16 protein-coding genes and 1 pseudogene are annotated in these 16,832 nt (G+C 72.4%); 6 read left to right on the top strand and 11 right to left on the bottom strand.

All coding sequences use genetic code 11. The annotated features are described in order from the left end of the window. Positions 1 to 360: 360 nt before the first annotated feature. Both MXD59_RS02225 and MXD59_RS02220 read left to right on the top strand, forming a co-directional pair. Positions 361 to 1,914 carry a bifunctional aminoglycoside phosphotransferase/ATP-binding protein gene (locus tag MXD59_RS02225; protein ID WP_248813143.1) on the top strand — a complete coding sequence of 518 codons (1,554 nt, stop codon included), beginning with the start codon at positions 361 to 363 and terminating at the stop codon, positions 1,912 to 1,914. A gap of 178 nt (positions 1,915 to 2,092) precedes the next feature. After that, on the top strand, positions 2,093 to 3,913 hold the full coding sequence (locus tag MXD59_RS02220) for a sensor histidine kinase (protein WP_372511873.1): 1,821 nt from the start codon (positions 2,093 to 2,095) through the stop codon (positions 3,911 to 3,913). A gap of 52 nt (positions 3,914 to 3,965) precedes the next feature. Here MXD59_RS02220 and MXD59_RS02215 read toward each other — a convergent pair whose 3' ends face one another. From MXD59_RS02215 to MXD59_RS02205, 3 genes are read right to left on the bottom strand one after another with little or no spacing between them, the layout of a single operon-like run. Further along, positions 3,966 to 4,619, bottom strand: a complete 654-nt coding sequence (locus MXD59_RS02215; RefSeq protein ID WP_251079853.1) for a response regulator — start codon at positions 4,617 to 4,619, stop codon at positions 3,966 to 3,968. 42 nt (positions 4,620 to 4,661) lie between these two features. Beyond that, a complete protein-coding gene (locus tag MXD59_RS02210) occupies positions 4,662 to 5,564 on the bottom strand; it encodes a M48 family metalloprotease (protein ID WP_248813210.1) in 903 nt (300 codons plus the stop codon). A 19-nt stretch (positions 5,565 to 5,583) separates the two neighbouring features. After that, complete coding sequence (locus MXD59_RS02205) at positions 5,584 to 6,069, bottom strand: BlaI/MecI/CopY family transcriptional regulator (RefSeq protein ID WP_163549338.1); 486 nt, start codon at positions 6,067 to 6,069, stop codon at positions 5,584 to 5,586. 166 nt (positions 6,070 to 6,235) lie between these two features. Between MXD59_RS02205 and MXD59_RS02200 the strand changes: the two genes are divergently transcribed. Next, a complete protein-coding gene (locus tag MXD59_RS02200) occupies positions 6,236 to 6,769 on the top strand; it encodes a DUF2231 domain-containing protein (RefSeq protein WP_248813141.1) in 534 nt (177 codons plus the stop codon). Positions 6,770 to 7,128: 359 nt separating this feature from the next. Further along, positions 7,129 to 8,016, top strand: coding sequence for a universal stress protein (locus MXD59_RS02195; RefSeq protein ID WP_248823248.1), 888 nt, complete (start codon positions 7,129 to 7,131; stop codon positions 8,014 to 8,016). A gap of 41 nt (positions 8,017 to 8,057) precedes the next feature. On the opposite strand, the gene MXD59_RS02190 is transcribed toward MXD59_RS02195, so the two are convergent. The 6 genes from MXD59_RS02190 to MXD59_RS02165 all read right to left on the bottom strand — a co-directional run bounded on the left by MXD59_RS02190 (position 8,058) and on the right by MXD59_RS02165 (position 14,145). Further along, positions 8,058 to 9,146, bottom strand: a complete 1,089-nt coding sequence (locus tag MXD59_RS02190) for a type III polyketide synthase (protein ID WP_248823247.1) — start codon at positions 9,144 to 9,146, stop codon at positions 8,058 to 8,060. After that, positions 9,140 to 10,444, bottom strand: a complete 1,305-nt coding sequence (locus MXD59_RS02185) for an acyl-CoA dehydrogenase family protein (protein WP_248823246.1) — start codon at positions 10,442 to 10,444, stop codon at positions 9,140 to 9,142. Before MXD59_RS02185 ends, MXD59_RS02190 begins: the two co-directional genes overlap by 7 nt. Then, on the bottom strand, positions 10,441 to 11,199 hold the full coding sequence (locus MXD59_RS02180) for a class I SAM-dependent methyltransferase (RefSeq protein WP_248823245.1): 759 nt from the start codon (positions 11,197 to 11,199) through the stop codon (positions 10,441 to 10,443). Before MXD59_RS02180 ends, MXD59_RS02185 begins: the two co-directional genes overlap by 4 nt. 133 nt (positions 11,200 to 11,332) lie before the next feature. Further along, entirely contained in the window at positions 11,333 to 12,229 is an 897-nt protein-coding gene (locus tag MXD59_RS02175; protein ID WP_248823244.1) for a UbiA family prenyltransferase, read from the bottom strand. A gap of 155 nt (positions 12,230 to 12,384) precedes the next feature. After that, the gene (locus tag MXD59_RS02170) at positions 12,385 to 12,726 is read right to left on the bottom strand and encodes a DoxX-related protein (RefSeq protein WP_248823243.1); all 342 of its coding nucleotides are present in this window, start codon (positions 12,724 to 12,726) and stop codon (positions 12,385 to 12,387) included. A 138-nt stretch (positions 12,727 to 12,864) separates the two neighbouring features. Then, positions 12,865 to 14,145, bottom strand: a complete 1,281-nt coding sequence (locus MXD59_RS02165) for an FAD-binding protein (protein ID WP_248823242.1) — start codon at positions 14,143 to 14,145, stop codon at positions 12,865 to 12,867. Between the two features lie 217 nt (positions 14,146 to 14,362). Between MXD59_RS02165 and MXD59_RS02160 the strand changes: the two genes are divergently transcribed. After that, positions 14,363 to 15,307, top strand: a complete 945-nt coding sequence (locus MXD59_RS02160) for a LysR family transcriptional regulator (RefSeq protein ID WP_248823241.1) — start codon at positions 14,363 to 14,365, stop codon at positions 15,305 to 15,307. Positions 15,308 to 15,386: 79 nt separating this feature from the next. On the opposite strand, the gene MXD59_RS02155 is transcribed toward MXD59_RS02160, so the two are convergent. Together MXD59_RS02155 and MXD59_RS27690 are read right to left on the bottom strand one after the other, a co-directional pair. Then, positions 15,387 to 15,752 (bottom strand): VOC family protein, encoded by a 366-nt coding sequence (locus MXD59_RS02155; protein WP_248823240.1) that lies wholly within the window; start codon positions 15,750 to 15,752, stop codon positions 15,387 to 15,389. 143 nt (positions 15,753 to 15,895) lie between these two features. Further along, a pseudogene (locus MXD59_RS27690) lies at positions 15,896 to 16,489 on the bottom strand (fumarylacetoacetate hydrolase family protein); the annotation flags it as partial. On the opposite strand from MXD59_RS27690, the gene MXD59_RS27680 reads away from it, so the two are divergent. Next, a complete protein-coding gene (locus MXD59_RS27680; protein WP_248823239.1) occupies positions 16,388 to 16,759 on the top strand; it encodes a hypothetical protein in 372 nt (123 codons plus the stop codon). The pseudogene MXD59_RS27690 and the gene MXD59_RS27680 overlap by 102 nt on opposite strands. The last annotated feature ends 73 nt before the right edge of the window (positions 16,760 to 16,832 follow it).

Here is a 16,832-nt window from a genome sequence, read left to right as displayed (position 1 = left end):
CTACCAGAGGTCCCAGCCGCCGCGGACCAACGGCACGCTGACCCGCAACGCATGACCATGCCGGCCGGTGTCCGCGGTGGCGACGCGACCGGAACACGTACGAGGATCACCTGGGAGTCCGCGGGCGATGGGCGGGAAGGGTCGGTCGGCGCAGGCCGAAGGTCCCTGTCTCGCACCACCCGGAATGCGGAGCATGAGGCACCTACAGGCCCGGTCCGACGCCATCCGGCCCTGACCCCGATGGCACGCAGGGCACAACTCACCCGCGGACCGACACAAGCCGACGGGAGTACCGGGTCACCCGCAGGTCGGACGCCCGAGACCTGTTCCGGTCGCCCATCGTCAGGAAAGGCTGGATCCATGACCGCACAGATCATGCCGAGCCCCGCGTCCGTGGTGGAGACGCACACCTCGGTTCTGGTCTTCCTCGGAGATCGGGTTTACAAGGTCAAGAAGGCGGCGGACCTGGGTTTCCTCGACTTCCGGACCCGCCAGGCACGGCTGGCGGCCTGCCAGGCGGAGGTGGCGCTCAACCGGCGGATGGCGCCGGACGTCTACCTGGGGGTGGCCGACGTGTCCGGGCCCGACGGCCAGCTGTGCGACCACATGGTGGTGATGCGCCGTCTGCCCGCCTCGCGTCGCCTGTCCGCGCTGGTCACCTCGGGCACGGACGTGACCGGCGTACTGCGGGACACGGCCCGTCTGGTCGCCGCCTTCCATACCCGCTGTGACACCTCGACGGAGATCACCGAACTCGGTGGTGTGAAGACTCTGCGAGCTCTGTGGGAGGAGGGGCTGGCCGGGGTGGCTCCCTTTCTCGGGGATCCGCTACCGGCGCGGCAGGTGGCCGAGATCGGGCGGCTGGCCAGCCGGTACCTCGACGGCCGTGGCGCGCTGCTGGCCGAACGTCAGCAGCGCGGCCTGGTCCGGGACGGACACGGTGACCTGCTCGCCGACGACGTGTTCTGTCTGGACGACGGGCCACGAATCCTGGACTGTCTGGAGTTCGACCAGCGGCTGCGTGCCGGCGACGTACTCGCCGATGTGGCGTTTCTGGCGATGGACCTGGAACGCCTGGGCCGCCGCGACCTGGCCGACCATTTCATGTCGGCCTACCGGGAGTTCTCGGGCGAGACCCATCCCCGGTCGCTGGAGGACTTCTACGTCGCCTACCGGGCCTTCGTCCGCTGCAAGGTGGCGTGCATCCGATCCGCGCAGGGCGACGCCGACGCCGCCGAGCAGGCACGGACGCTGGCCACACTCGCGTTGTCCCGGCTGCGGCGCGGGCGCACACGCCTCGTCCTGGTCGGCGGCCTGCCGGCATCGGGAAAATCGACGCTGGCCGCCGGCGTGGGGTCCGCCGAAGGCTGGACGGTGCTGCGCTCCGACGTCATCCGCAAGGAACTGGCCGGATTGTCGGCCACCACCCCCGCCCCCGCCGAACCCGGCGAGGGCCTCTACCGGGCGGAGATGACCGATGCCGTCTACACCGAGCTGATCCGCCGCGCCGGTGTCGCCCTCGAACGCGGCGAGTCGGTGATCCTCGACGCCTCCTGGGGAAGCCGCCGGCACCGGCGACAGGCCGCGCGACGCGCCCTCGAGGCCGCCGCCGACCTCATCGAACTGCGCTGCGCCGTCACACCGGAGATCGCCCGTACCCGCATCGCCGCCCGGATGGAGGCGCGCACCGCCGCCGCCGGCACCACGACGGACGGGCTCGACGGGCTCGACGGGCTCGACGGACGCGGTCGCGCGGGTGGGGCCGAGGGTGGCGATGGCGGGGTGTCAGACGCGACCGTCCCGGTGCTGCTGGAACTGGCACGCAGCGCCGATCCCTGGCCGGAGGCCACCACGATCACCACGACCGTGCCGGTGGCGGGGACCCTGCGGACCGCGCGCGGACTCCTCACCTGAGTTCTCGCCCGCGGCGAGACGACGATCCTCGATCTCCGTGTGTCACTGGCATGTTCGGCAGCCATCGAGACCGTGATGCGCCCCCTGCCTGACGGCACGTGACATATCGCCATGTGGTGCGCAGCCCTATCATCATCGGCGATCCGCAGTCCTCCTGCGACATGCACTCGGGGTGCCGGTGAGCGACCGTAACGATGATTCCGTCCGCACCGGTGGGGTGACCGCGTCCGCCGCGCCCACCGGGCCCGCGGGCAGAACTCCCGGCAGGGATGCTCCCGGAGCCGGTCTGACGTTTCCCTCGGTCGCCCGGCTCGAACTGGACGAGCTGCTGACCCAGTTGGTGGAACGCGCCCAGGACGTCATCGCCACCCAGGGCCGGTTGCGGGGCCTGCTACGCGCCACCCGGATGATCACCACGGATCTGCGGCTGCCGGTGCTGCTCCGGCTGATCGTGGAAGCGGCCTGCGAGCTGCTCGACGCCCGCTACGGCGCCATCGGCGTGCTCACCCCGGACCGCCGGCGGCTCGAGGAGTTCATCCACGTCGGGATGGACACGGACGCGGCCGAACGGATCGGGCATCTTCCCACCGGCCATGGCCTGCTGGGCGCACTGATCGATGATCCGCGCCCCCGCCGGGCCGAGGACATCGCCCGGGACCCGCACGCGGCCGGCTTCCCCCCTGGGCATCCAGCGATGCGCACGTTTCTCGGCGTGCCGATCCTGGTGCGCGGCGAGGTGTTCGGCAACCTCTATCTGACCGACCGGCGCGACGGTCAGCCCTTCACCGCGGAGGACGAGGAACTGGTCCTGGCGCTGGCCGCGCAGGCGGGGGTGGCGATCGAGAACGCCCGCCTGTTCCAGGAGTCCCAGGCACGGCACCAGTGGATGAGCACCGCCGCGGAGCTCGTCGGGCTGTTGACCACCGGCACCGACACTCCCCTGGAACTGGTCGCCGACCGGATGTGTGCGGTCGGCGAGGCCCAGTACTGCGCGGTCGTGACCGCCTCGGCGGCCCTACCGGCACACGGCGATGACAGCCGAGCCGGACGAACCGTCCGACTCGCGGTCGCACTCGGTGCCGGCGAGCCGAATCCGACCGGTGCCGTCATCGCCGAGGACGGCACGCTCGTCGGCCAGGCGCTGGCCGAACAGCGCCCGATTCTGGTCGACGATCCCCAGCTCGACGCCTCCGACCTGGAACGGGGCGAGGACACCGCCTCGCTGATGGTGCTGCCGCTGCCCGTCCCCCGCCATGAGCGGGCGATCGTGCTGCTGGTCGGCCGGGACCAGGGCCGGCCGGCGTTCACCGAGTTCGACCTGGACATGGCGGCCACCTGCGCCGGTCATATCGCGGTCGCGCTCGAACTGGCCCAGGCCCGGGCCGAACGCGAACGTCTCCTGGTCGCAGACGACCGCGGGCGGATCGCCCGGGACCTGCATGACCACGTCATCCAACGGATCTTCGCCATAGCGCTCGGCCTGCAGGATCTGGCCCAGTACGAGAACCCGACGAACGCCGGTCGGCTCGCCACCTACGTCGAGGACATCGACGCGACCATCAGGGACATCCGTCGGACGATCTTCGAGTTGCGACCCGGGTCCACGGGCACCGCCCGCGGCGGCGGGGTACGCGACACCCTTGACAAGATCGCGGCCGATGCCCGGCCCGGCCTCGGGTTCGTCCCCACCGTCCGCTACGCCGGGCCGGTCAACAGTGTCGTCGACGCGGGCCTCGCCGAGCATGCCAGCGCCGTCGCACGCGAGGCGCTGTCCAATGTCGCCCGCCACGCCCGGGCGAGCTCGGTCACGCTCGCCGTCCAGGTCGTCGACGACCAGTTGATCATCGAAGTGATCGACGACGGTGTCGGCATGTCCGAGACGACCCGGCGCAGCGGACTGGACAACCTGCGCACCCGCGCCGAATCCCTCGGGGGCACGTTCACCGTCACGGCGCCGGCCGGCGGCGGAACCCACCTGCGCTGGGCCGTGCCCCTGTGACGGACCGTTCCCGCGCCCAGGCAGCGCCCTGATGACGGCGACCTGAGCGGGGCTACTGCGACGGCAGATCGCCACCGAGGTGCTTGTAGGCGATGACGGCCGCCTGGGTGCGGCTGGTCAGGCCGAGCTTGTCCAGAATGCCGGACACGTAGTTCTTCACCGTCTTCTCGGCCAGGTGAACCCGCCCGGCGATCTGCCGGTTGGTCAGCCCCTCGGCGATCAGACCGAGGATCTCGCGTTCCCGCGGGTTCAACGGTGCGAGAACCGGGTCCTCCCGGGGGCCTTCCCGCAGCCTGCTCAGCACCCGCCGGGTGACCGACGGCGACAGCAGTGACTGCCCGGCCGCGACCGTCCGGACCGCGCCGACCAGATCATTGCCCCGGATCTCCTTCAGCACATAACCGGCCGCACCCGCCATGATGGCGGAGAACAGGGCCTCGTCATCGTCATAGGACGTGAGAATCAGACACGCGATGTCCGGGAAATCCGAGCGGATGTCCCGGCACACGTCTATCCCGCTGCCGTCCGGAAGTCGACCGTCCAGAATCGCCACGGTCGGCCGCAGCGCCGGGATACGCCGCAGTGCCTCGGCCGCCAGCCCCGCCTCACCGACGACCTTGATGTCCTCATGCCGCTCCAGCGTCTGGCGCAGCCCGTTACGGACAATTTCGTGGTCATCAAGGAGAAAGACACTGATCACGCCCATGGCGCAGAGACTACGCGGTCCACCGACGTGCAGGGGCGCAGATCAGTGCCGCAACAACGCCACACAGTCGACGCTGGCGTGGACGGTGGCCACCACCATGACCACGGCCGTGGCCAGACACGTGGTCGCCGACAGAAGTGGGGCCCGTGCCAGCGCAGGGGGATCCTCGAGCAGCGCCGCCATGCGGTCGGGGACGCCACCGTGCAGGAAGGCGGGGCTCACACCGGACCCGGGTGGTCGCCGCTGGGCGCGCGCGGCCGCGAGGGCGGCCTTGCCCAGTGCGCGGGCGAGCAGCCGCCGGTCACCGATGGCGAGTGCCGCCGCCTCGTCAGCCGCCCGTTCGCAGCCCTGCTCGACCAGCCCCGGCAGGCTGTGCAGCAGGGGGCAGACCGCGGCGCACCAGGCGGCCACCATGCGGTACCAGTGGTGCCGTCCGGCCAGGTGGGCCCGTTCGTGGGCGAGGACGGCCGCCTGCTCATCCTCGGTCAGACAGCGCCGCAGGCCGCTGGTGATGGCGATCCGGCCGCCGGTCAACCCCCCGACGGCGCATGCCCGCGGGACCGCGTCGGGCAGGTCGATGACGTCGCCGACGAAGGGGAGCCTGGCGAGCCGCTCAGCGTGCACGAGTTCGCGCGCCTGACGTGCGCCGAGCCTGCCCGTTCTGATCATGATAGTGACCAGGGTGCCGGCCGCGACGACGGTGAGCAGGAGCGGGACCGTCCGCAGTCCGGCCGGGGCACCGGCGAGCCCGCCGCTGGAGCGCAGATAGGCGAGCCGGTCGGCGAGGACCGCGGCGAGCAGGACCAGAGACCACAGCCAGCAGCTGGCACCGAGGACCGCGGCTGCCGTGACGGCCGCGTAACCGCGCCGGTGGGACAGCCGGCGGGCCAACGCGGGCAGTCCCACGGCCAGCACGATGTTGCCCAGCAGCGGCAGCCACACCATGTACCTCACTGCCCGTCCCTCATGAATGGTCGGATGGGGTATCTGGTCGCCGGGGCTCGTTCCCGCCGTGTTCGCCCGCCGCCGCCCCACCTGGCCGTGCGGGAGACCGGCCCGCCTGGTCGCCGGGGTCCGCCTCCGCTCGACGCAGCAGCTCGAGCAGTGTCGCCTCGTCGCCTGGCTCGAGACCGTCGACGAAATGGCTGAGCACCACCGCGCGGGCCCGACCACCGCCGAGCAGGGACCGCATCCGCGCCGCGGCCTCCTGCGCCGCCCGCCCGCTGGGCGTGTAGACGTAGGTGCGGCCAGCCGAGGACCGTTCGAGCAGCCCCTTGGCGTGCAGGCGGGTCAGGGTGGTCGCGACGCTGGTGTAGGCCAGGTCCAGGCCCTGCTCGCGCAGCCCCTGCTGAGCCTGGGCCGAGCTCAGCGCCGTCGGCGCCGCCCACAGGACCGCGAGCAGGGCGTTCTCGAGTTGTCCCGCCTCCCGCCGGCCGGACCGGCCCGTCATCTGGGTTCCCCGCTCACCGGCTCATCATATGTCTTCTACTACTCGAGTAGTATTACTATTCGAGTAGTAGAAGTCGTGCCGGTGGGGTACGGCATCGCCGCAGCTGGACTGGCATGGCTCGCCGAGCGACTCCCGCCCGGAGCTGGCCGGAGATGGGTGGACTTTCATGGGACCAACCGAGATTCGCGGCCTGCCCGCGCACGCCCTGCTGGTGCACGTGGTCGTGGTGGTGGTGCCGCTGGCCGCGGCCCTCGCCGTCTGTTCAGCGGTGTGGCCGACCGCCCGCCGTCGACTGGGAGCTGCCACACCGGTGGTCGCGCTCGTTGGGCTCGTCAGCGTTCCACTGACCACCCACGCCGGTGAGTGGCTTGAGGCTCGGGTGCCCTCCAGCCCGCTGGTCCGCCGGCACGCCGAACTCGGCGACGCGCTGCTGCCGTGGGTACTGGCCCTGTTTGTCCTGGCGGCCGGGCTCTGGCTGCTGCAGCGTCGCCATGCGCCGGCGGCCGAGCGCTTGGACGGCCAGGAACGTCCGGGCGCCAGGCGACCGGTTCCCACAGCCATCATGATCACCATTGCCGTGCTCACCATCGTCACGGCGGTGGGCTCGGTGATCCAGGTCGTCCGGATCGGTGAGAGCGGAGCGAAGGCCGTGTGGTCCGACAGCTTCGACTCCGGCGCCTCGGACCGACCCGGCACCTGAGCCGACCGGAGCCGACCGCCTCCGACCACGAGCATCCGCACGACTGGCCGGCATTCCGCCCCCTGACCACAGGGTCCACCTCTGGTGTTCCCATCCGCGTATGCCCGGGAGCGGTCCATGGTCCCGACCCGGCAGGAAACCTGAATTCCCTTTTCCGGACTTGTCGGCCGCACCTGCCGTCGATCGCCCTCCCAGGTCACGGCAGGCGAACGAAAACAGACGAGTGACATATCGGCACAGGCCGAAGGGCCCACGCCGAGGGTGCCCTTCGCCATTCGGCCGGCCGGCCGGCTCCGTCGGATGATGGGCCGCACCAGGTTCACCGTAACGAGCGATTGACAGGGCTGGAGGCCGTGGGCATGAGCGCGGAAAGCAGACAGGGCGTTCTCGTGGGTATCGATGGTTCCCCCGGATCCGAGGCGGCGTTGCGCTGGGCCTACTCGACCGCCCAGCTCGAGCACCGGCCCGTCATCGCCCTGCTGGGCTGGACCGCCGACGGCCTGCCCCGCGGGGTCTACCAGGCGGCGGTCAACGCCGACTACCTGGGGCTGACCAAGGCCGCCGAGCAGATCCTGCACCACACGATCGCCCGGGTGCCGATGCCCGACCCGCCGATCGAGCTCCGCCAGGTCGTCGTCGAGCAGGACCCCGTGGATGCCCTGGTGCACAAGGCCAAGAACGCCGCCATGACCGTGATCGGCACCAGCGGATCAGGTTTCGCCCACCGGGTACTGGCCGGCTCCGTCGCGCACCAGCTGCTGCACCAGCACACCGGACCGGTCGTCGTGGTCCGCGGCGACGATTCTTCCGGCCAGCAGCCGGACCGCCGGCCGATCGTCGTCGGTGTCGACGGCTCGGACTCCTCCTGCGCCGCCGTGCGCTGGGCCGCGGACCAGGCGATCGCACGCGAGGCCCCGCTCTACCTGATCAACGCCTACCGCGTGTACATCGCGCCGTTCGCCCCGCCCACCGAGTACTTCGTCTCGCTGCACCAGGACGCCGAACGGCTTCTCGCCGACACCGTCACCGCGACCCTCGACGACGACCTCGACCTCGACCTCCACCTGATCGCCGTTGACGACTCCGCCAGCCGTGCCCTGCTTCTCGCCGCCCAGGACGCCCAGCTCCTCGTCGTCGGCACTCGAGGTCACGGCGGCTTCGCCGAACTCGTCCTCGGTTCCACCGCCCACCAGTGCGTCCTGCACGCCCCCTGCCCTGTCGCGGTTCTGCACGCCCAGCAGCCGTAAGGCTCCCGGACCCACCCCGCCCGGCAGGAGCCCTCGGATCGTCAGGGCAGGGCCGGGTGGGCTCCGGGTTGGCGGTGGCGGAACAGGGCGAGGCAGAGGGTCAGGCCGGGGCCGAACGCCATCGCGACGACGGTCGCGTCGGGGGTGAGGTCCCGGCGAAGCTGGTCGAGGACGAGCAGAACGGTGCCCGACGAGCAGTTGCCCCGGGCTGCGAGGGTGCCGCGGGTCACCGCGGTCTGCGCCGGTAGCAGACCCAGCCGCTGCTCGACAACGTCGATGATGCGCGGACCACCGGGATGCACGGCCCAGCCCTCGACGTCGGTGAGCGACGCGGCGATCGGTGCCAGCAGCGCCGCCGTCGCCGCCCCGACGTGCGCGGCGAGCAGGTCGGGCACCCGCGGGGACAGGCCCATCCGGAAGCCGTGGTCGGTGACCTGCCAGGTCATCAGGTCCTCGGTGGCGGGCGCGGTCGCGGCCGTGGTGTCGAGCACCTCCAGGCCGCGGGTGGCGTCGGGCATGACGACGATCGCCGCGGCGGCGTCGCCGAACAGGGCGTGCACGACGACCTGTCTCAGGTCGCGGTGCGCCTGCACGGGCTGGACGTGCAGGGAGGGCAGCTCCACGCAGAGCACGAGCGCGGGCAGCCCGCGGGCCCGGACGAAGTCGGCCGCCGTCCCCAGGCCCGGGATCGCGGCGTAACAGCCCATGTGGCCGACCAGCAGCCGACGCACCGACGACGGCATCCCGAGGTCGCGGGCGAGCTGGATGTCCAGGCCCGGTGTCGCGTATCCGGTGCAGGACACGACGACGAACAGGCCCAGCTCCGCGGCGCTGATCCCGGCGTCCGCCAGGGCGGCGCGTACGGCCTGGCTGCCCAGCGGCCCGGCCTCGGCCACGTAGCGACGCATCCGGGCCGCCGTCGACCAGGCGCTGATGTCCTCCTGACGCGGATCCACCACGCCGTGGCGGGTGCGCACGCCGGCGCCGAGGAACAGCCTGCGGGCCAGTGCGTCGCCCTGGTAGCGGTGCTCGAAGACGTCGTCCCACAGGCTCTGCTGGTCGAGGGAGCCGGGGAAGGCCGCGCCCATGCCGGTGATCACCGCTGTGGTGGCGGGCCCCGCGGTCACCACCGGGCCACACTCGCGTCGGCCTCCGGGTCGCCGCCGAGTGCCGCGAGGCCCAGCCAGTCCGCGCAGACATCGCTCGTCGCGGGTTGCAGCGAGCCGCAGCGGGCGTCGCGGTAGAGCCGTTCCAGCGGGTGGCCGCGGCGGGTGGCCGCGGTCCCGCAGGCCTCGACGATCGAGGCCGCGACGTCCTGCACCGTGCGCCCGGCGAGCAGTTTGGCCCGCCACACCCACCGGTTCGTCAGGTCGCTGCCGGGATCGGCGTCGATCCGGCGCGCGCACTCGTCGACCACGGCGTCCAGCGCGGCCAGGGCCGCGTCGGCCTGCCCGAACCGGGCCCGCACGGCGGGCAGCCCGGCGAGGCCGGGCGGCATCCCGGTGCCACGCCGGCCGCGGACATGGTCGACCCCGGCGTCGAACACGGCCCGGCCGACGCCGGCGTAGACCGCCGCGTAGGAGGCGACCAGCCACTGCGGCATTCCCTGTGCGACCAGCAGACTCAGTCCGGCGACGCCGCCGACGAGCGCCTGCGCCGGAACCCACACGTCGAAGCGCACGTCGTGGCTGCCGGTGCCCCGCATACCGAGCGAGTCCCAGCTGGGTTCGACGCTCACCCCGGGACCAGAGGGCACGAGAAAGTGACTGACCATCGCCGGCCCGGACGGACCCGCAGAGGTGGACGGGTCGAGCGGAGCAGTCGGGTCGATCGGGTCGGTCGGGATGGACTCCGCGGCGCGGGCGGCGACGAAGAAGACGTCCGCGTGCGACGCACCCGAGCAGAACGCCTTGACCCCGCGGATCCGATAACCGTCGCCCTCGCGCCGGTAACGGGTCGCCAACGCGGACAGTCGGGAGCCCGCACCCCGCTCGCTCATCGCCACGGCGATGAACTCCCCGGCGGCGGCGCGCGCCAGCAGCTGGTCGCGGGCCAGGAAGAACGACTCCGGAGCGCCCATCGCCCGGGCGAGTTCGTCCGGTGTCCGGGCCAGCGCGCCCACCACCGACGTGTGCATGTTCAGCACCAGCGCGGTCGCGCCGCTGGCCGAGGCGAGCACGCGGGCGGCGTCCGCCCAGTCGGCGAAGCCACCGCCGAATCCGCCGAGCCGGGTCGGCACGAGCAGGCCCAGCAGGCCGGCGTCGCGCAGCTCGTCGAGGTCGGCCGCGGGCAGTTCGCCGTCCCGGTCGGCGGCACCGGCCCGCGCGGCGATGGCGTCGACGGCCCCGCGGGCCAGCTGCGCGCCGTCGACGCCGAGGATGCCGCCGCTGCCGCCGTCGGTGCGCGGTGCCGGCACCCGGCTGCTCACCGGCCGCCCCGGCCGTTCGTGGCACGCACACCCAGCGCCTGGTAGACCCCGGCGGTGGAGCCGGTCGGCAGCATCCGGACCGAGTCGGCCCGGCGGGCGAGCCAGCGGGCGTAGTCGACCAGCGACGGACGCAGCCCGCCGACCAGTGTCATCTCGATGCCGGCCCGCTCCAGTGCCCGGGCCAGCCGGTCGGGGGCGACCAGCAGCTTCGGATCGTGCACCCGCGGCGGCGGCCCGCCGGGCAGGTGTTCGGCGATGCGGACCAGCGCCAGCCGGCAGAACAGGGTGTTCGCGAGGGTGTCGATGACGAGCGTGCCGCCCGGCGCGAGCACCCGACCGATGGCCGCGCAGGCACCGTCCAGGTCGACCAGGTGCTCGAACAGCTCGCCGGCGACGACGCAGGAGAACTGTCCGTCCGGAAACGGCAGCCGGTGCACGTCGGCCCGGATCGCCGTCACGCCGTGCCCGGCGGCCTGACGCAGCGCCGGTGCCGACAGGTCGACGCCGACATGGCGCCAGCCGGCAAGCCGTCCGGTGAGCGCCACCGAGAGCAGCCCCGCGCCACAGGCGAGGTCGAGCAGCGCGGCACCGGGGTGGGGCGGGTCCGGGATGAGCCGTCCTCTGGCCTGGGCGAGCCAGCGCAGTGCGGCGAGTCGCCCGTGCGGACGCCACCACTCGTCGGCGAGGTCGTCGTACTGCGCGGGATCGTTCCTGGGCCGACGTGGTTCGTGCCGTGGCGGCGAGGCAACGTTCACAGGTCTCCCGAGGGGGCGTCGCAGCTGTCGGCCGACGGCAGCGCCAGCCTCCCGCCGGCACAAAATGTGCCTGCATCAACTCGCAGAGTAACGAATCTGGGGAAGAGTTCCCATCACCGACAACCCACGGACCTCAGCGGGGTCCCACCCCGGCGGTGACGACGAGCGCGACGTCGATCGCGGCGACGGCCATCGCGGCGCGAAACGCCGACCGGTCCTCGCGACGCAGGACGCATCCGGTCAGCGCCGCGGCCGGGGCCAACGCGGCCAGCCGCCAGGCGCTACGGCGCGGCGGGCCGAGCGCGGCCACCACGGAACCGGCCGCGAGCAGCACCGCGGCGGATCGGCGCGAACCGGTCGCGCCCAGCCGCTGTGGCAGGCCGCGCACCCCGGTGCGCGCGTCGACCTCAAGGTCGGGAAGGACATTGGCGAAGTGGGCGCCCGCACCCAGCAGCCCCGCCGCCAGCGGCAGCCACCGCGGGGTCGCCGGCCGGTCGGGCCGTCCGCGCACGACGAAGACGGGCAGCAGCGCGAACGAGACCGCGTAGGGGCCGGCGGACAGCGGGGTCGCCTTCAGCCCGAGGTTGTATCCCCAGGCACTGGCGACCGCGACGAGATGGGTGGCCCCGGCCGGCCCGCCCGCGGCCACCGACAGGGGCACGCAGGCGGCCAGCGCCGCCCCCGTGGCCACCGCCACCGTTCGCGGCGCCAGACCGTCACCGACCAGGGGCTTGCCCGTTCGCTCCCCGGCCGCGTCCCGGTGCCGGTCGAACAGGTCGTTGCTCCAGCCGACCGTGAGCTGACCGGCCAGCACCGCCGAGGCCACCGCGGCGACCCCGCCGGCCGTGCGACCGCTGGCGACCGCGAGCGCCGACGCGAACACCGTCACCGCGACCGTCGGCTCCGGATGACACGCCCGCACCAACGCCGCCAGCTGCCCGCGAAGCCCCGGCCATCCCGGCACGTCGACCCCGGAAACCTCGAGTACGAGTCGCGCCCCGATGTCCGGACCCGGCGATCTCTCTGGCATCACGCCCGCCATGATTTCCGATCACCGCCGTCTGGCCAACCCGCACGCGGCGGGTGTCCCACCCGGCTCTGACACGGCGGGAACCCCGGGGACCGGCGTAGCAGCCACCGTTCGACGCGACCATCATCAGATTTCGGACGAGCCACGTGGCTTGTTCAGGCCGGGATGCGGGCCTGCGGGGTGAGGACGGCGCGGATCATCGGAATCTGCAGGGGCATGCGTGCCCACGTCAAGGCCGCCCGGACGATGTCCCGCGGCTGGCCGCCGTCGCGGGCCTGAGTGGTGGCGTCCAGCGCCATCTGCAGGTTCGCCGGCCACACCCCGAGCAGCACCACGGCGCTCGCCCGGCCGGCCCAGCCCGCGCCGGCCGCGAGCCCGGCGGCACAGGCCAGCTCGACGACGCCGCTGATCTGCACGATCTCCCGGGGCTTCGGCAACGCCCGCGGGATGGACGGCTCGAACACCGCGGGTCGCACCAGGTGCACGACCCCGCTCACCAGGAACGCTCCCATCACAAACCGAGGACTCGCTCTGGTCAGCCGCTCTCTGCTCATCATGGACGTATCGAACCATCCGGCGGCGTCACCCGCCTGCCGGCCGAGCCCGAAACGGCCGAGCCGGCACGTGGCGATCGGTCAGGCCAGGCCCAGGGTGCGCGCCAGGTACGGGTTGCGGAAGGTGCCGGTCGGATCGTGGCGCTCGGCCAGCTGAAGGAAGTCGGTGGCGCGGGGACAGCTGGCGCGGATGGTCCGCGCGGGCAGGGTGAAGACCTTTCCCCAGTGTGGCCGGGGGTCGAAGGGTGCGAGCTGGTGCTCGATCGCGGCCAGCGCGCGGGCGACGGCGGCCTCGTCCGGTAGCCAGGTGAAGTGCAGGCTCATCGCGTCACGGCGATAGGCGGGGCTGAGCCACAGGTCGTCGGCGGCGATCGTGCGCAGCTCGCTGATCTGCAGGGCGGGGCGGATCCGGTCGCCGATCCGGTGGATCGCCTCGATCGCGGCGGCGGCGTGGCCGCGGGCGACGAAGTACTCCGACTGCAGCTCGTCACCGGCGCTGGGCGTGAAGCCCGGTCGGAAATGTGGCAGCCGTTCGTGCCAGGGTCCGGGAATCCCGAGCTGTGGGGTCGTGTGCACCGGGTCGAGGCCGGGCACCGGGTGCGCCGGATGGTGCACCGCCCGGGCGCCGAACATCTCCACCGGCGCCGGATCGGCCTCGCCGGTCCCCTCGACGACGCGCCGCTTGACCCACAGCCGGGACGGCGTGGAGCTCCAGTCCGTGAAGGCGCTGACGCTGTAGGCGGCCGAGAAGATCTCCTCGACGTGGTCGAGCAGGGCGGCGCGGGTCAGACCCTGGTAGACGTCCTGGCGGACCTGGAAGGTCGGCACGAGGTCGAGTGTCACCGCCACGACCACCCCCAGCGCGCCGAGCGCGACGACCTGACCGGCGAAGTCGGGGTCCACACCCCGGCGGAGCGTGCGCAGGTCACCGGTCGCGGTGACCAGCTCGAGGGCGACGACGGAGGTGGCCAGGTTGCCGTTGCGGTCACCGGAGCCGTGCGTCGCGGTCGCGCACGCCCCGGCCACGGAGATGTGCGGCAGCGAGGCGAGGTTGGGCAGCGCGAAGCCCTGGGCGTGCAGCTCACGGGCGAGGGTGGCATAGCGGGTTCCGGCGCTCACGGTCACCTCACCAGCGCCGGGGTCGACCCGGATCAGACCGGGCAGCCGGGCCGTCGAGATCAGCGTGCCGGTCGTGTCCGCGATCGTGTTGAAGGAATGCCGGGTGCCGACCGGCCGCGCCCGCCCGCAGCCGGCGACGACGACCTGAAGCTCCTCGATGGACGTGGGCGCGACGCGCCGAGAAGCTCCGAAGACCACGTTCCCGGCCCAGTTCGTTTTCTCCAGGCCCGCACCGTCCGACATGCCGTCTCCTTCCCCTTCCCCGGCGAACTTGGTTATGCCCTCCTCCACGCCGTCGGCGCGGCCGTCGACACGGCTCCGGGGCGCCGTGGACGAACCAGCGCCCCGTTCCGTGGGCAATTCTCGCCGGGTTGCCATCCACTCGCCCGGAAGCAGCGGTATACAACTGTCCACCAGGCGCCAAGGTCGTGACCGTCACTATCGGAAAGGGGCCACCGGATTGGTAAAGCTCGGACAGATCGATCTCAACCTGCTGGTCGTGCTCGACGCGCTGTTACGGGAGAAGAACGTGACGCGTGCCGCGGAGAGCCTGCACCTGTCCCAGCCGGCGACCAGCACGGCGCTGGCCCGGCTTCGGCGTGTCTTCGGCGACGAGCTGCTCCTTCGTAACGGTCGCTATCTCGAGCTCACCCCCCGGGCGCAGTCTCTCATCGAGCCCGTGCGCGAGGTGCTGGCGACCATCGAGCAGACCATCGTCCAGCCGCCGACCTTCGACCCCACCACCGACTCACGCCACTTCTCGGTCATCAGCAGCGACTACGTCAGCACCGCCCTGCTGCACCCGCTCATCGCGCGCCTGATCGGACTGGCCACGGGCCTGCAGGTGGACGCCTCCCCGGTCGGCGTGCGCTACCTGGAAGCGCTCAACCGGGACGAGGTCGACCTCGCGATCCTTCCGGACCGGATCGTCGACCAGGCCCTGATCCCGGACTGCTCGCGGATGCCGATCATCGAGGACCGGTTCGTCGGTGTGGTGTGGCGCGATCATCCCCATGCCGGCGACCGTCTCACCGCCGACCTGCTGCGCCACTCCCCCTGGCTCGCGTACGTCCCGCATGGCCGGCCCAGCCTCGTGGAGCAGGACCTGGACGCGGCCGGCTACCCGCGCCGGGTGGCGGCCACGTCCACCAGCATGGTGGCCATGGCCTTCCTCCTCGCGGGCACCGACCTCATGGCGGTACTGCCGCAACGGCTGGCCAGACGGGTCGCCGGGGCGGCGGAGATCCGGCTGCTGGAGCCCGAGATGCTCCTCCAGCCGCTGCGTGAGTCGGCGTTCTGGCACACCCGTCGGGCCCGGGACCCCGGCCATGTGTGGCTGCGTCAGCAGCTGTTCGCCGCGGCCCGCACCGAGTGCCCGGCGGGTGCCACGGCCGCGACGGGCTGAGGCCCCCGGTGCGGCGTCCGGACGTGTTCGCAGCGGCGTGGCGTCAGGCGTGGCGTCAGGCGTGGCGTCAGACGTGGCGTCAGACGGGTGGGGCGACGAAAAGGCCGCGGTCGACGTCGTTGAAGCTCTCCTTGGCGAGCTGGTCGCCGAACGGGTTCGCCGTCCCCCACCGGTCCTGGTTGAACGCCTCGGAGACGTCGTAGACGCCGGGGTGCCGGCGCGCAGCAGCCGGCCGGTTCCACGCAGATACTCGTCCAGGCCGCGCAGCTCGGTCGAAGAAACGGAAACCGTGGCCGCCGCCCACGGTCGGCAGGGCGGCGGGCTCGTTGACCCGCCGCACACCGGATCGGCCGAGGCGTTCGGCCAGCGTGTCGACGTCCGCGGGCGTCCACGCGCCGTAGGAGACGAGGTCGAGGCGCTTGTCCCGGTCCTTGCGCAGCCGCACGACGTACTGCTCCGGTGATCCCTCGGCGGCGAGGAAGACGAGCCCGTCGTCCTCCGCGACCGGGGTGAGGCCCCACAGCGGTCGGCCTGGGCGCCCAGGCCGGTGATCGTCGAGTCCAGGACGTCCCCCGCGCGCAGCAGCCGCCCGCGCGGGAGCCCGTTGCCCGCCGGACTGCCGGTCAGCACGAGATCGTCGGGCGGTACCGTCGCGACCGTCGAGCAGTACGCGACGAGACGAGCCACGTCGAAGATCATGTCCTTGGTCGACTCGTCCTGCATGACCTCGCCGTTGAGTCGCAGGGTCAGCCGCCGGTCACCGGGGTCCGCCAGGGTGGCGCGGGGGACGAGGACCGGCCCCGTGGGCAGGAAGGTCGGCGAGTTCTTGGCGGCCAGCCAGTCGGCGCCGAGCGCCGGTATGTCCGTGCGGAAAATCCGTTCCCGCAACGTGAGGTCGTTGACGATGGTCCACCCGGCGACCACGTCGAGCGCGTTCTCGGGGCTCACCCGCCGGGCCCGCCGGCCGATCACCGCGGCCAGTTCCAGCTCCCAGTCGGGCTGCCGGCCATCCGAAGGCAGGACGACGTCGTCCCACGGGCCGCAGATCGCGCTCGGTAGTCCCTGGAAGACACAGGGCGGGTGCTGGAGCCGGGTGTCCATCTCGGCGGCGGCGTCCGCGCGCACCTGCTCGGTCGTGCGACCGTCGGACGGGTCGTGGTGGGCGACAGCGATGTCGATCACGTGTGTGCGGTAGTTGGCTCCCGCCTGGAAGATCTGCCGCGGTTCCACGGGGCTCAGCACCCGGTGCTCGGCCACCGGCAGCCAGCCCTCGACCGCGCCGACCAGCCCCTCGAGCACCGGGAGGGCCTCGTCCCAGCGTTCAAGCAGATCGGCGGTCGACGAGGGCCGCCCCAGGTCGGGCCGGACGGACAGGTCGAGCGCCCACTCGTGGGCGACAAGCGCCGGGAACACCCGGCCCCCGCGGTCGCGCAGGCGACCCAGCGCCCGTAGCTGTTCAGCTGGGGTCGCCGGGGGTGGCTGGTAGTTCGCTGGATCTTGTGTGTTGATCGTTCTGGTGGTTGTG

The sequence above is a fragment of the Frankia umida genome (genome assembly GCF_023242945.1).
Lineage (GTDB): Bacteria > Actinomycetota > Actinomycetes > Frankiales > Frankiaceae > Frankia > Frankia umida.
The sequence above is the reverse complement of the archived record's forward strand: the minus strand, read 5'-3'. Positions and strand labels throughout refer to the sequence as shown.